The following is a 13,940-nucleotide window of genomic DNA, read 5'->3' as shown; positions in this document are numbered from 1 at the left end:
TACCGGGGTGAGCGGTGTGCCTTACACTCTCCCCATGACCGAGACGTGGCTGGTGTGACCGTGGTGAGGAACGGTCGCGTCCCGCAGCGGCGTATCGCCGAAACCGTTGCCGATGAGCTCCGCACTCTCATCCTCGACGTCGACGGGTACCGCCTGCCCACCCAGGAGCAACTGGTCAAGGACTTCGGTGTCAGCTATCCGTCCATCCGTGAGGCGCTGCGCATCCTGGAGACCGAGGGGCTGGTGACGGTGCGGCGCGGCAATGTCGGCGGAGCCGATGTCCACCGCCCGGATGAGACCTCTGCGGCGTATCACCTGGGACTGTCCCTGCAAGCCGGCCGAGTCACGCTACGTGACCTCGCCGACGGGCTGCGCATGCTCGAGCCGCTCTGTGCGGCCGAATGCGCCCGACGCGAGGACCGGGCCGAGGTGGTGGTGCCGGCGCTGACCGCGGCCATCGACGCGTCGGTGGAGGTGCTCACCGAGGGTGCCGAGTTCACTCACTCTGCCCGTGACTTCCACGACCTTGTCGTCGGCTTCACGCCCAATGCCACCCTGCGTTATGCCGTCGGTAGTTATGTGGCTCTGTGGACCGCCCAGGAGGAAGCCTGGGCCGAGGCTCGGCACCGGCACGGTGAGTATCCGTCGCAGTTGGAGGCCGACGAGGCGGTGCGTACCCACCGCAAGCTGGTCAAGGAGATCGCGGCCGGGCGGGCGGACAGGGCGGAGAATCTGGCGCGCGCACATCTCGCGGCCACGCAGGACCTCGTGCTGGAGCGGTATGGCGATCGCATCGTCGACGCTTCGGCGGCGATGGCGCGGCAGACGATTCACAATCACGGGCGTTCGCGGCTGTAGGAGGCTCTCGGCCTCGACTTCGACAAGCTCAGCCCGGCGGATGCGCTCGCTCGCTGGCGTTCGCGGGCTTACTCGACCAGCGGGGGAAGCGACTCGACCAGCGGGGCAAGCGACTCGACCGGCGGGGGAAGCGACTCGACCGGGGGCAGTACAAGTGGGAGCGCCTCTAAACTTTCAATCCTTGTAAAGATTGCGTGCTTGGCGTTAGACTCGGCGGCAGCAACAGTGTGGTGTGCATCACCGCTGTAGTGCTGACATCATCGCTCTCTACGACGGGAGGCCACCGTGAGTTCGACGGCCCGCTACACCAGTTCTGCATCCTTTGACCTCGCCGAAGGCTGGCAACTCGAGAGACTGACCGACCCCAGTCGGCTGTTCGGCGCCAACGGTATTCGCACGGGTCCGGACGGCCGGATCTACGTCGCGCAGGTGGCCGGCAGTCAGATCACCGCGTTCGACGTGGCCACCGGAGCGTTGGAGACGATCAGCGCGATGGGCAGTGACATCATCGCCCCCGACGACATCGCCTTCGCCGACAACGGTGACATGTACGTCACCGAGTACTACGACGGGCGCGTGAGTGTCCGCGAAAGAACCGGCACCACACGGCTTCTGCGCGACGATCTGCCAGGCGCCAACGGCATCACCTTCCATCAGGGGCGGCTGTTCGTCAACGAGTGCCGCCCGGGTGGGCGTCTCATGGAGATCCCGCTCGCCGGTGGTGCGCCGAAGGTCTTGGCGGACAACCTGCCCATGCCGAATGCCATGGAGGTCGGACCGGACGGCAAGCTGTACTACCCGCTGCTCGGGGCGAACGAGATCTGGCGCATCGACCCGAACGGCGGGGAACCCGAACGGGTCACTGACGGCCTCGGCGGCCCTGATTCGGTCAAGTTCGACGCCGACGGCTATATCGTCTCGACCCAGGTGGGTTCCGGCCAGGTCCTGCGCATTGATCCGCGTACCGGCGAGCAGACACTGCTCGCGCAACTCTCGCCCGGTCTGGACAACCTGACCTTCGTCGACGGACGCCTGTTCGTCTCCGGGTTCACCGGACAGATCACCGAGATCGTGGCACCGGGGGAGACGCGGACCGCTCTAGCGGACGGGCTCACCTGGCCGCTCGACCTCACCACGGGACCCGACGGCACCCTCTACATCGCCGACGGCACCTTCCTCCTGTCCCGACCTCCGGGCGGCACCCTCAGCGTCCTCGGAATGCTCTTCAGCCCAGGCTATCCCGGCTACATCCGAGGGATCACCGCGACCGGAGACGGCGAATTCGTGGTGACCGGCAACGGCATCATCTCCCGGTATGCGCCGGGCCGCAGCGAATCCGAGGTCGTCGCAGACGGTTTCGACCAGCTCTACGGAGTCGCGGTGTCCGCGAACGGTGTCATCGCGGCGGCCGACTACGGAGCGGGCACCGTGCTGACGGTCGACGGTGGCACCACCACCGTCGCAGCCCGTGACCTCGACCATCCGATGGGTGTCGCGTTCACCGGCGACGGCACCTGCCTGGTTGCCGAGTCCGGCGCCGGTCGGATTGTCGCCGTCAGTGTTTCGGGAACCGACACGGTGATCGACGGACTCGAGTGCCCGCAGGGCATCGCCGTCGTCGGTAGCCGGCTCTATATCGTCGACACCGGCGCGAAGACCCTGGTCGATTTCGATCTGGAGACCAAGAGTCGACAGACGATCGCCGCGCATCTCCCGGTCGGCGCGCCCCCGGGCGTCACGCCCAAACCGTTGCTCGGTCTGGAACCGTTCTCCGGACCTCAGGGCCCGTTCGCCGGCATCGCCGCCGGACCCGACGGCACCCTGTACATCTCCGGCGATGCCGAGGGCAGCGTCCTGGCCGTGCGGAAGGGAGCCTGATCTCGCGATGGAGAACAACATCGTCGACCTGTCGGGCCGTACGGTGATCGTCGCCGGTGCCGCCGGCGGCGGTATCGGTACCACGGTGACCCGGATGGTGGCCGAGGCCGGGGCCACCGTGGTCGCGGTCAGCCGCTCGGCCGACAACCTCACCACCCATATCGATCCGCTTGTCACTGATGGGCTTTCGGTGATCCCGGTGGCGGCCGACGTCGCCACCGACGACGGCATCGCCACAGTCATGAACGCTGCCGGTCGGGCTGATGAACCGCTGTACGGTCTGGTCAACGTCGCGGGGGGCGCGGCGCCGGCCACCTGGATGCCGTCCGTACGCGTGAGTCGATCCGATTGGCGAGAACTGTTCGCGGCGAATCTCGAGACGATGTTCTTCATGAGCCAAGCCGTTGCGGCGGAGCTCAAATCGCAGCAACGATCGGGATCCATCGTCTCCATCTCGTCGATCAGCGGAATGAACACTGCGCCATTCCATATCGGCTACGGGACGGCGAAAGCGGCGTTGGTGGCGGCGACGCGCACCATGGCCGTCGAGCTGGCCACCGACGGCATCCGGGTCAACGCGATCGCACCCGGTGTCACCGCCACCCCCGCCTCGACGACCTACGTCGACGAGGATGCCGAGCGGGATCGTCGGGCGATCGCCATGGGACGGCGGGGTCGGCCGGAGGAACAGGCGGGTGCCATCCTGTTCCTGCTGTCGGACCTGTCGAGTTACATCACCGGCCAGACGCTCCTGGTCGACGGTGGACTCAACCTCAAATGGACCCACATGGGTGCCGATCACACGTCTCTGTTCCTCAAGGACGAGTCGTTCCGAGCCGCGATCACCATGCCCTGATCGTGTGCTGAAACAACAACTTTCACCCAGGAGAATGCGATGACAAACACCATCGACAACATCCAGGAAACCGTCGAGGCCCCCGAGCGGCTGAGTACCGCGGTCGAGATCGGCGTGGAGGCCTACATCTCGCGGGACTACCTGCGCGCCGAACGCGACAAACTGTGGACCAAGGTGTGGCAACAGGTCGGGCGCGTGGAGGAGATCCCGAAGGTGGGCGACTTCCTCACCTACGACATCATGGACGACTCGTACATCATCGCGCGTTCGGCCGAGAACACAATCAAGGCCTACCACAATGTCTGTTCGCATCGGGGCCGTCGACTCGTCGATACGCCGGAAGGCAAACGTGAGGCGCATGGCAAGTGCCGTACCTTTGTCTGCGGATTCCATGGTTGGACATACGATCTCGAAGGCAACAACACCTGGGCGGCGGAACGCCAAGATTGGCCGGAGGCATTGACCCCGGAGAAGACCCGGTTACCGAGCGTGCAGGTCGACACCTGGGGCGGGTGGATCTGGATCAACCCCGATCCGAACTGCGAGCCGCTGCGCGACTATCTGGAACCCGCTGCGTCACTGCTGGACCCGTTCCAGTTGGAGAACATGCGGTATCGGTGGCGGCGGTGGCTGGTGTTCGACTGCAACTGGAAGATCGCCCTCGAGGCCTTCATGGAGACCTATCACGTCCCCTACACCCACCCCGAATTTCGCGCCTACGGAACATTTCTCGGCTGGTCGCGGGCGCAGGGCAAGCACAGCAACATCGGTTACGACGTGCCGAAGGGCATGGAGGACAACCAGGCGAAGTTGCGGGTCGCCGACGGGCCCGACGCCCGCAAGTCGACAATCGATCTGCAGAACTTCACCTGGGAGAACGCAAACACCAACACCACCCGAACTTTGGTCGATGCCGCGCAACGCCTGATGGACGAACTGCCCGAAGGCACACCACCCAACGAGGTGCTCGCGCACTGGTTGGCCTCCGCGCGCAAGACCGACGCCGACCGCGGCGTGATCTGGCCGACCGTGGACCCGCAGATCGTCGCGAAGAGCGGCACCGCATGGCAGATCTTCCCGAACTTCCAGATCGGCCACGCGCTGAACAACATGCTCTGCTACAGCGCTCGACCCTACGGTGACGACCCGGACAAGTGCTACTTCGAGGCAGCGGTGTACGAGTTGTTCCCCGAAGGTGAAGAGCCCCAGACGGAATGGGAGTACACCCCGGAGAATTCCCCCGACTGGCGCACCGTGCTGCCTCAGGATTTCTCCAACATGGCCGCGGTCCAGAAGGGCATCAAGTCACGCGGCTTCTCGGGGTGCAAACCCAATCCGTACCGCGAGCGCAGCGTCGTCAACCTCCATCACAACCTCGCCGAGTACATGGGTACCGGCAAACCCACCGATCTCGACTAGCAAGGACTCACGATGCAGAACTGCGAACCCACGCAGACACCCGATGTCGACATCCCGGCGCTCCACGCGAAGTACCTCGCCGAGCGCGACAAACGCCTACGGGCCGACGGACAGGCCCAATACCTGGAGGCGGAGGACGATTTCGCCGAGTTCTATGAAGGCGATCCGCACCTGCCGGTCGTTCCGCGCCAACCGATCACCGATGACATCGATGTGGTGGTCCTCGGCGGTGGCTTCTGCGGACTGATCACCGCACACCGCCTGCAGCAGGCAGGCGTGTCCGACTTCAAGATCATCGAACTCGGCGGTGACTTCGGCGGTGTCTGGTACTGGAATCGCTACCCCGGCATCCAGATCGACTCCGACGCCTACTGTTACCTGCCGCTGCTCGAGGAAACCGGCTACATGCCGAAGGAGAAGTTCTCCAAGGGTGACGAGTGCTTCGAGCATGCTCAGCGCATCGGCAAGCACTTCGGTCTGTACGACCATGCACTGTTCCACACGCTGGTGCGTTCGCTGGAGTGGGACGGTGAGATCAACCGGTGGCAGATCACCTCCAACCGAGGTGATGCGATTCGTGCGCGATTCGTGATCCTGTGCCAGGGACCCTACAACCGGCCGAAACTCCCGGGCATTCCGGGGATCAAGGACTTCACGGGCCACACCTTCCACACCGCGCGTTGGGATTACGACTACACCGGCGGCGACCTGCACGGCGGTCTGGACAAGATCGCCGACAAGCGGATTGCGGTCATCGGCACCGGATCGAGTGGTGTGCAGGCCATCCCGCACCTGGCACAGGGGGCCAAGCACCTCACCGTATTCCAGCGGACACCGTCCTACATCTTCGAGCGTGCGAACTATCCGACCGATCCGGAGTGGGTGCAGACCCTGGAACCTGGCTGGCGTGCGGCCCGGCAACGCAATTTCCACAACGCTGCCTTCGCTTTCTACAACCCGGGCGAACCGGACCTGATCTGCGACGGATGGACCGAGGTCGCCCGCAACATGGCGGCGAAGCTCAACGCGACACCGAACTTCGAAGGTTGGGCAGCGCTGGCCGACCCGCAGAAGTTCATGGAACTCAAGGAGATCGAGGACTACCGTGCGATGGAGCGGTTGCGTCAACGGGTGGAGCAGATCGTCGAGAACCCCGAGACCGCCGAGAAGCTGAAGCCGTACTACCGCAACATGTGTAAGCGTCCGGTCTTCAACGACGAGTACCTGCCGACGTTCAACCGGCCCAACGTCACACTCGTCGACGTTTCGGAGACCCAGGGCGTCGAACGCATCACCGAGAAGGGCGTGGTGGCCGACGGTGTCGAACACGAGGTGGACTGCATCGTGTTCGCCAGTGGCTTCGAGATCACCACCGCACTCGAGCGGCAGTTCGACATCGCACCTTTCGCCGGTCGCGATGGCATCTCGCTGTACGACCACTGGGGCAAGGGCTTCCGCACCCTGCATGGTGTGATGGCGCACGGATTCCCCAACCACTTCGCCACCGGGTTCGTCCAGGGCGGTGTGACCGCATCGACGACGCTGATGTTCGAGCAGCAGGCAGACCACATCTCCTACATCGTCGCCCAAGCACTCGACCGAGGAGCCACCTACGTCGAGCCCACACTCGAGGCCGAGGACGGCTGGGTACAGACCATCCGCGACTACTCCGTCGACAACAGCGCTTTCACCACCGAATGCACCCCGGGCTACTACAACAGCGAGGGTGAGCCCAATGGACGGTCGTTCCTGGGCGACCCGTTCTGGGGTGGGTTCTACGAACTCAGCGAGCTACTGCAAACCTGGCGCGACACCGGCGAACTGGAAGGTCTGGTGCTCAAGAAGTGACTGACCTCCGATTCGACGATCGCGTCGCGGTGATCACCGGCGCCGGCCGCGGACTCGGCCGGGCCTACGCCTTGCTGCTCGCCTCTCGCGGCGCCACCGTCGTCGTCAACGACCCCGGCAGCAGCATCGCGGGCGATGGTGCCGATGCGAGTCCCGCGGCTGCCGTCGTCGAGGAGATCCGGCAGGCCGGCGGTCGGGCCATCGTCAATACCGAATCGGTGGCGACCGCCAAAGGGGGACAGGCGATCATCGATGCGGCGATCGAGGGGTTCGGGCGCATCGACATCCTCATCCACAACGCCGGAAACAACAGGTACGCGTCGCTGACGGAGATGTCCTACGACGACTTCGACGCCGTCCTCGACGTCCATTTGCGGGGTGCGTTTCACGTCGTGCGCCCGGCATTCCCGGCGATGTGCGCCGCGGGGTACGGCCGGATCGTGCTGACCTCCTCGATCGGTGGCATCTACGGAAACCACAAGGTCGCGAACTACGGGGCCGCGAAGGCCGGCATCATGGGACTGTCGAACGTCGCGGCGCTCGAAGGTCAGGAGCATGGCGTCGCGTCGAATGTCATCATCCCGGCCGCGGTGACCCGCCTGGCCGACGGACTCGACACCACGGCATATCCGCCGATGGGACCGGATCTGGCGGCTCCCGCGGTGGGATGGCTTGCGCACGAATCATGTTCGATCACCGGTGAGATGCTGGTGGCGATCGCGGGACGCATCGCGCGTGCCTTTGTCGCCGAGACACCCGGGGTGTATCAGCCGTCGTGGACCATCGAGCAGGTCGGCGAACAGATCGATGCCATTCGGGACACCGCCGACCCCTGGATTCTGCCGGTCGTCCCGTCTGGCCACACCGAACACATCACCAGAAGCTTTGCGCGTACCACGGAGGGAGCCGCACATGTCGGTCAAAGTCTATGAACGTATCCTCGATCTCTTCGAGGCCGAGGGCATCAACACGATGTTCGGCATTCCGGACCCCAATTTCGTCCACCTGTTCCATACCGCCGAGGAGCGCGGGTGGAATGTTGTTGCACCGCACCATGAAGAGTCGGCGGGCTTCATGGCCGAGGCGGTGTCCCGGATGACCGGAAAGGCTGCGGTGTGTATCGCCACACTCGGCCCCGGTATCGCGAACATGGCGGGCGCGATGATGTGCGCCAAAGTGGAGAACTCGCCGGTCATCTTCCTCGGCGGGCAGCGGGCCCGGATCACCGAACAACGCGTCCGTCGCGGCCGCATCCAGTTCGTCCAACAGTCCGCACTCGTCGAACCGTCGGTGAAGTACAGCGCCAGTATCGAATACGCCGACCAGACCGACGAGATCATCCGCGAAGGGATCCGCAAGGCGCTGTCCGGCACACCGGGCCCGGTGTACATCGAGTACCCGTCGCACGTGATCCAGGAGGAACTCGACGTGCCCGCGGCACTCCGGCCCGCGTCGTACCGGCTTGTGGGGCAGACCGCGGGACAGAACCTCATCGACGAGGCCGCCGGGTTGATCCGTTCTGCGAAACAGCCGATTCTCCTTGTCGGACATGGTGTGCATACCGCACGAGCGGGCGAGTCGGTCCGGGCACTGGCCGAGCTCATGGCCTGTCCGGTGATCCAGACCTCGGGCGGCACGTCGTATATCGAGGGACTCGAAGACCGCACCTTCCCGTATGGGTTCTCGCCGTCGGCGGTGGAGTCGGTGGTGACGTCGGATCTGTGCCTGGCCATCGGCACCGAACTCGGTGAGCCGGTGCACTTCGGGCGCGGCCGACACTGGATCGACGGTGAGGCGAACCGCAGCTGGATACTCATCGAACAGGATCCGGCGGCAATCGGCGTGAACCGTCCCATCGACGTACCGCTCGTCGGTGACCTCCGCGCCGTGGTACCGCAGCTCGTCGACGCCCTGAAAGACACTCCGCGGACACCGACCGCCGATCTCGACCGGTGGATCCGCGACGACGCCGCTCGGCTTGCCGAACTCGCCGAGACCGCACCGTCGGGCCAGACCCCGGTCCATCCGGCGCGGCTCATCGTGGAGGCCACCAAAGACTTTCCGTCCGACGGCATCATGGTGCGCGACGGCGGTGCCACCACCATCTTCGGGTGGACGTACTCGCAGGCCAAGCCGCACGACGTGATGTGGAATCAGAACTTCGGTCACCTCGGGACAGGCCTGCCCTACGCCGTCGGCGCCGGGGTGGCCGACGGCGGTAAGCGACCGATGATGCTCATCACCGGTGACTCGTCTTTCCAGTTCCACATAGCGGAGCTGGAAACCGCAGCCCGACAGAATCTTCCACTGGTGTGTGTGGTCGCGGTCGACTATGCCTGGGGACTCGAGGTCGGCGTCTACAAACGCACCTACGGGCAGGGGTCGTTGGAGACCGGCGTCCACTGGAGCTCCGAAACCCGCTTCGACAAGATCGCCGAGGGACTCGGATGCTACGGGGAATACGTCGAGCACGAAGAGGAGATCGCTCCAGCGATCAAGCGCGCCTTCGCCAGTGGGAAACCCGGCGTCATCCACGTACCGGTCGACCCGAAGGCCAATTCCGAGGAGATGCCGAGCTACGACGAGTTCCGCACCTGGTATGCGGAAGGGCAGCAGTAGCCCTTCGAGACGCTCGCTCGGCTAGCGCCTCGCGAGCTCCTCAGGGAGCGGGGGAGACGCTCGGGAGCGGGGCGCTTCAATTCCAGCACAAGAGGAAGCAGGATCATGCGTGAGTATCTGAAGTTCTACATCGACGGCGAATGGGTGGAACCCGCACAGTCGACGACGATGACGGTGGTCAACCCGGCCACCGAAGAGGTTGCCGGCACGGTGGCCGTGGGTTCGGTCGGCGATGTGGACCGTGCGGTCGCCGCCGCGCGTAAGGCATTCGCCACGTGGTCGATGGCTTCGGTTGCTGCCCGGGTTGCGCTGCTGCAGAGTATCTCCGAGGTCTACACCAAACGCCGGCCCGACCTGGCGGCGGCGTTGACCGAGGAAATGGGTGCGCCGACCGCACTGGCCAACGGATTCCAGCTCGACCTCGGCGCCGGTCATCTCGGTACCGTCATCGAGTCACTGCAGAACTTCACCTTTGAGGAGCAGCAGGGGCAGACGCTGATCGTGAAGGAGCCGATCGGCGTCTGCGGGTTGATTACTCCGTGGAACTGGCCGCTCAATCAGATTGCCGTCAAGGTGTTCCCGGCATTGGCGACCGGTTGCACGATGATACTCAAGCCGTCGGAGCGAGCCCCGTTCTCCGGTCAGATCTTCGCCGAGATCCTCGACGAGGCAGGCGTTCCTGCGGGGGTCTTCAACCTCGTCCAGGGTGACGGACCGAGCGTCGGTGTGCCGCTGTCGAGCCATCGGGACGTCGACATGGTCTCCTTCACCGGCTCCACCCGCGCAGGCATCGACATCGCGAAGAATGCCGCGGCGGGCGTCAAACGCGTCACCCAGGAACTCGGCGGCAAGGGACCCAACATCGTTCTCGACGACGCGAGTTTCGCCGAGAACGTCGGCAAGGGCGTCGTCACGATGATGCTGAACTCGGGTCAGACCTGCAGTGCGCCATCACGAATGCTCGTGCCGAGCGGGCGGATGGAAGAGGCCATCGAAGTCGCGCGCACCGCGGCCGCGACGGTGACTGTCGGTGATGACGCGGGCATCGGTCCGGTCGTCGCCGAGTCGCAGTTCACCAAGATCCAGGATCTGATCCAACGGGGCATCGACGACGGAGCGACCCTGGTCGCCGGCGGTCCGGGCCGACCCGACGGGCTCACCAAGGGCTACTACGTCCAGCCGACCGTCTTCGCGGACGTGAAGAACGACATGACGATTGCCCGCGAAGAGATCTTCGGGCCGGTGCTGACGATCCTGGGATACGACAGCATCGACCATGCTGTGGACATTGCCAACGACACCGACTATGGGCTGGCCGGCTATGTCGCCGGGGAGGACATCGATCTCGCCCGTAGCATCGCACGGCGCATCCGGGCGGGATCGGTCGCGATCAATGACGGCTTCGACTTCTGCGCACCGTTCGGTGGCTATAAGCAGAGCGGTAACGGACGTGAATGGGGTGCTTTCGGTTTCGACGACTACCTGGAGACCAAGGGCATCCTCGGGTATGGGACTGGAGGCGATGCATGAGCACCTTGATCTTGGAGGAGATCACCGAGACCACCGGGGCGATGGTCAACGACTTCGACGCCGAGCGATTGACAGCCGACGAACATCTTCCCGATGCGGTGTCCGAAGCGCTCGAAACCTTCGGTGTGCTGATCTTCCCGAAACTCAATGCGAGTGACGAAGCGCTGGTGCGCTTCTGCCGGAAGCTGGGCACTCTGATCGATTTCTCCCACCTCCCGCCGGAGACCGCGGAGGTGATGGAGATCAGTTTCGATCCGTCGAATCCGAACGCCGAGTACTTCGCGAGCAATCGGTTCTGGCATATCGACGGTCTGCTCGACGAGATTGCGCCGAAGACATCGATTCTCACCGCTCGGGTGACCTCGGAGACCGGCGGCGAGACGGAGTTCGCCAGCACCTACGCCGCGTACGACGACCTGTCCGCCGACGAGAAGGAACTGTTCGCCGACCTCCGTGTGGTCCACACCTTCGAGGCCGTGCAACGGATGACCTACCACGACCCGACCCCGGCTCAACTCGAGGAGTGGGCCAGTCGGACGGTGCGGGAGCATCCGCTTGTCTGGGAGCACGATTCGGGGCGCCGGTCGCTGGTGCTGGGTGCCACGGCATCGCACATCGTCGGGATGGACGTCGACAAGGGGCGGTCCCTGCTCGCGGACCTCCGGGATCGGACCACCGGCCCCGGGAAGGTGTGTAGGCACAGTTGGAGTGAAGGGGACACCGTGATCTGGGACAACACCGGTCTGGTGCATCGGGTGTGCGACTTCGACCATGCCAAACCGCGGGTCATGCACCGCTCCACCGTCGCCGGCCAAGAGAAGATCAAGTGACCGGCCGTACCGCCGTCGTCACCGGTGGGGCGTCGGGGATCGGTGGTGCGATCAGCCGCCGTCTGGCCAACGATGGCGACCTGGTGGCGATCTTCGATATCAACGGCGCCGCAGCGGAATCCGCGGCCGCCGAGATCACGCAGGACGGTGGCAAGGCTACCGGACTGGCCGTCGACGTCACCGACCGAACTGCGATCGCGGCGGCACTCGACGAGGTCCGCGCGGTACTCGGTCGCCCGGCGATCCTGGTCAACAGCGCCGGCGCGACATTGGCCAGTCCCTTCCTGGACATCACCCGCGATTCGTGGCAGGCAGCGTTGGCGGTGAACCTCACCAGCACGTTCGACTGCTGTCAGCTGGTACTCCCCGACATGATCGACGAGGGCTGGGGACGTATCGTCAACATCTCGTCGTCGAGCGTGCATAGCGGCTCACCGGGATTGGGCGCCTATGTCACGTCCAAATCCGGGGTCGTGGGCCTGACCAAGGTGCTGGCACTCGAGTTCGGCCGTCACGGCATCACCGTCAACAGCATCCCGCCCGGGTTCATCGACACCCCGATGCTGCGAAAGACCGTCGACTCCGGCATGGTCGACGTCGACGCCCAGATCGGCAAGACGCCTGTCGGCCGGATCGGCAGACCCGAGGATGTCGCCGCGACAACCGCGTTCCTCGTCAGCGACGAAGCCGGGTACATCACCGGGCAACTCATCGGGGTCAACGGCGGGCGCAACACGTGACAGCCCGTATCGATCCGATCCGCCGGGTCGAGTGGGAATCCGAGATGCGTTCGTACGTCGACGGATTTCGTTCCGCGGTCAAAGGTGCCGGTCCCGAGGAGGGCCGGCAGGCAGGCGACAACCTGCTGGGCACCCTCGCCCGCTATCCCGACCTGGCCATCTCGTTCCTGACCTTCAACAGACATCTGTTGGGTGGGTCCGCGTTGACCGTTCGGCAACGCGAGTTGCTCGTGCTGCGAGTCGCATACCTCCGGGATGCCGACTATGAGTGGGCGCAGCATGTCATCCTGGCCGACCGCGCCGGGGTCAGTGGGGACGAGATCGCGCGGATCCGCGACGGTGGAGGTGCTCCCGGATGGAGCGACATCGAAGGGGCACTGCTCCGTTCGGTCGATCAACTTCTCGACATCGCCACCATAGACGACGAGACCTGGGCCGTGCTGGCCACCGGGTTCGATGACCGTGGACTGATGGACATCGTCTTCACTGTTGGGTGCTATGCCATGCTGGCGATGTTCCTGCGGTCGTTCGACGTGCAGGCCGAGCCGGGGCTGGTTCCCTTCCTGCCGACGACTGCTCGGCTCGACTAGCGTCCCGACCAACGGGGAGAACGCTTCTCGGCGAACGCCGCAGGTCCCTCCTGGGCATCGTCGCTGTGGTAACAGTATTCGGACGCTGCTCGGGCCGCCGCCAAGGCGGCCGAGCGGCCCATCTCGGTGGCGAGCATGACGGTCTCGCGGGCCGCCTTGACCGATAGTGGAGCGCCCGCGAGGATCTGGGTGGCGAGGTCGACGGCCGTATCCAGTAGGTCGGCGGGCTCGGCGAGCCGGTTCACCAGACCGATCTCGTAGGCGCGTGCGGCCGTGATGGGTCGCCCGGTGAGCAGGATCTCCATCATGATCCGTTGTCCGACCATGTGGATGAGCGGTGCCGCCCACGGTGAACTGCGGCCGACCTTCACCTCGGTGATCGCGAAGCGGGCTGTCGTATCCGCGACGCAGAGATCGCAGGCCTGCGCGATCATCCAACCGCCGGCGAAGGCGGCGCCGCTCACTGCGGCAATGGTCGGCTTGGTCAGTTCGATCGTGTCGTAGGGGAGGGCGAACATGTCGCGCGGCGGCACGGTCATCCCGGTGGCGACCATCTCCTTGAGATCACCTCCGGCACAGAACACCTCACCGATGCCGGTCAAGATGGCCACTCGGAGGTGCGGATCAGTCTCGAACCGTGACCAGGCGTCCCGCAATCCGTCCCGGATCTCGACGGAAAGACAGTTACGGGTCTCCGGCCGGTTGAGCGTGATGATCGCGATGCCGTCGGACCGGCCGTCGAACAACACAGCATCTTGCATGTGCGGACTCC

The 13,940-nt window shown here is 64.8% G+C and carries 12 protein-coding genes; 11 read left to right on the top strand and 1 reads right to left on the bottom strand.

The window, feature by feature from the left end; translation table 11 throughout:
• Positions 1-54 precede the first annotated feature (54 nt).
• The 11 genes from AAFP30_RS23075 (at position 55) to AAFP30_RS23025 (ending at position 13,168) form a co-directional block, all read left to right on the top strand.
• Positions 55-858 carry a FadR/GntR family transcriptional regulator gene (locus tag AAFP30_RS23075; protein ID WP_419232362.1) on the top strand — a complete coding sequence of 268 codons (804 nt, stop codon included), beginning with the start codon at positions 55-57 and terminating at the stop codon, positions 856-858.
• Between the two features lie 285 nt (positions 859-1,143).
• Positions 1,144-2,736: an SMP-30/gluconolactonase/LRE family protein gene (locus AAFP30_RS23070; RefSeq protein ID WP_419232361.1), complete on the top strand. Its 1,593-nt coding sequence runs from the start codon at positions 1,144-1,146 to the stop codon at positions 2,734-2,736.
• 7 nt (positions 2,737-2,743) lie between these two features.
• Positions 2,744-3,592 (top strand): SDR family NAD(P)-dependent oxidoreductase, encoded by an 849-nt coding sequence (locus AAFP30_RS23065; protein WP_419232360.1) that lies wholly within the window; start codon positions 2,744-2,746, stop codon positions 3,590-3,592.
• A gap of 39 nt (positions 3,593-3,631) precedes the next feature.
• Entirely contained in the window at positions 3,632-5,011 is a 1,380-nt protein-coding gene (locus AAFP30_RS23060; protein ID WP_419232359.1) for an aromatic ring-hydroxylating oxygenase subunit alpha, read from the top strand.
• 12 nt (positions 5,012-5,023) lie between these two features.
• The gene (locus tag AAFP30_RS23055) at positions 5,024-6,859 is read left to right on the top strand and encodes a flavin-containing monooxygenase (protein ID WP_419232358.1); all 1,836 of its coding nucleotides are present in this window, start codon (positions 5,024-5,026) and stop codon (positions 6,857-6,859) included.
• Complete coding sequence (locus tag AAFP30_RS23050) at positions 6,856-7,791, top strand: SDR family NAD(P)-dependent oxidoreductase (protein ID WP_419232357.1); 936 nt, start codon at positions 6,856-6,858, stop codon at positions 7,789-7,791. The genes AAFP30_RS23055 and AAFP30_RS23050 overlap by 4 nt, the downstream gene beginning before the upstream one ends.
• Complete coding sequence (locus AAFP30_RS23045; RefSeq protein ID WP_419232356.1) at positions 7,772-9,478, top strand: thiamine pyrophosphate-binding protein; 1,707 nt, start codon at positions 7,772-7,774, stop codon at positions 9,476-9,478. The genes AAFP30_RS23050 and AAFP30_RS23045 overlap by 20 nt, the downstream gene beginning before the upstream one ends.
• Positions 9,479-9,583: 105 nt before the next feature.
• Complete coding sequence (locus AAFP30_RS23040) at positions 9,584-11,008, top strand: aldehyde dehydrogenase family protein (protein WP_419232355.1); 1,425 nt, start codon at positions 9,584-9,586, stop codon at positions 11,006-11,008.
• Positions 11,005-11,838 (top strand): TauD/TfdA dioxygenase family protein, encoded by an 834-nt coding sequence (locus tag AAFP30_RS23035; protein ID WP_419232354.1) that lies wholly within the window; start codon positions 11,005-11,007, stop codon positions 11,836-11,838. Before AAFP30_RS23040 ends, AAFP30_RS23035 begins: the two co-directional genes overlap by 4 nt.
• Positions 11,835-12,578, top strand: a complete 744-nt coding sequence (locus tag AAFP30_RS23030) for an SDR family NAD(P)-dependent oxidoreductase (RefSeq protein WP_419232353.1) — start codon at positions 11,835-11,837, stop codon at positions 12,576-12,578. Before AAFP30_RS23035 ends, AAFP30_RS23030 begins: the two co-directional genes overlap by 4 nt.
• Positions 12,575-13,168, top strand: a complete 594-nt coding sequence (locus AAFP30_RS23025) for a carboxymuconolactone decarboxylase family protein (RefSeq protein WP_419232352.1) — start codon at positions 12,575-12,577, stop codon at positions 13,166-13,168. The genes AAFP30_RS23030 and AAFP30_RS23025 overlap by 4 nt, the downstream gene beginning before the upstream one ends.
• Here AAFP30_RS23025 and AAFP30_RS23020 read toward each other — a convergent pair.
• On the bottom strand, positions 13,165-13,929 hold the full coding sequence (locus tag AAFP30_RS23020; RefSeq protein ID WP_419232351.1) for an enoyl-CoA hydratase/isomerase family protein: 765 nt from the start codon (positions 13,927-13,929) through the stop codon (positions 13,165-13,167). The genes AAFP30_RS23025 and AAFP30_RS23020 overlap by 4 nt on opposite strands.
• Between the last annotated feature and the right edge of the window lie 11 nt (positions 13,930-13,940).

The organism is Gordonia sp. CPCC 205515, assembly GCF_048537925.1.
Taxonomy (GTDB): Bacteria; Actinomycetota; Actinomycetes; order Mycobacteriales; family Mycobacteriaceae; genus Gordonia.
Note: the sequence above shows the minus strand (reverse complement) of the source record. Positions and strands in the feature narration are given on the sequence as shown.

Bases quoted from the DNA above. Each gene is read 5' to 3' on its own strand.
- AAFP30_RS23060 (WP_419232359.1), top strand. From the start codon at position 3,632: ATGACAAACACCATCGACAACATCCAGGAAACCGTCGAGGCCCCCGAG.
- AAFP30_RS23065 (WP_419232360.1), top strand. From the start codon at position 2,744: ATGGAGAACAACATCGTCGACCTGTCGGGCCGTACGGTGATCGTCGCC.
- AAFP30_RS23035 (WP_419232354.1), top strand. From the start codon at position 11,005: ATGAGCACCTTGATCTTGGAGGAGATCACCGAGACCACCGGGGCGATG.
- AAFP30_RS23040 (WP_419232355.1), top strand. From the start codon at position 9,584: ATGCGTGAGTATCTGAAGTTCTACATCGACGGCGAATGGGTGGAACCC.
- AAFP30_RS23055 (WP_419232358.1), top strand. From the start codon at position 5,024: ATGCAGAACTGCGAACCCACGCAGACACCCGATGTCGACATCCCGGCG.
- AAFP30_RS23020 (WP_419232351.1), bottom strand. From the start codon at position 13,929: ATGCAAGATGCTGTGTTGTTCGACGGCCGGTCCGACGGCATCGCGATC.
- AAFP30_RS23045 (WP_419232356.1), top strand. From the start codon at position 7,772: ATGTCGGTCAAAGTCTATGAACGTATCCTCGATCTCTTCGAGGCCGAG.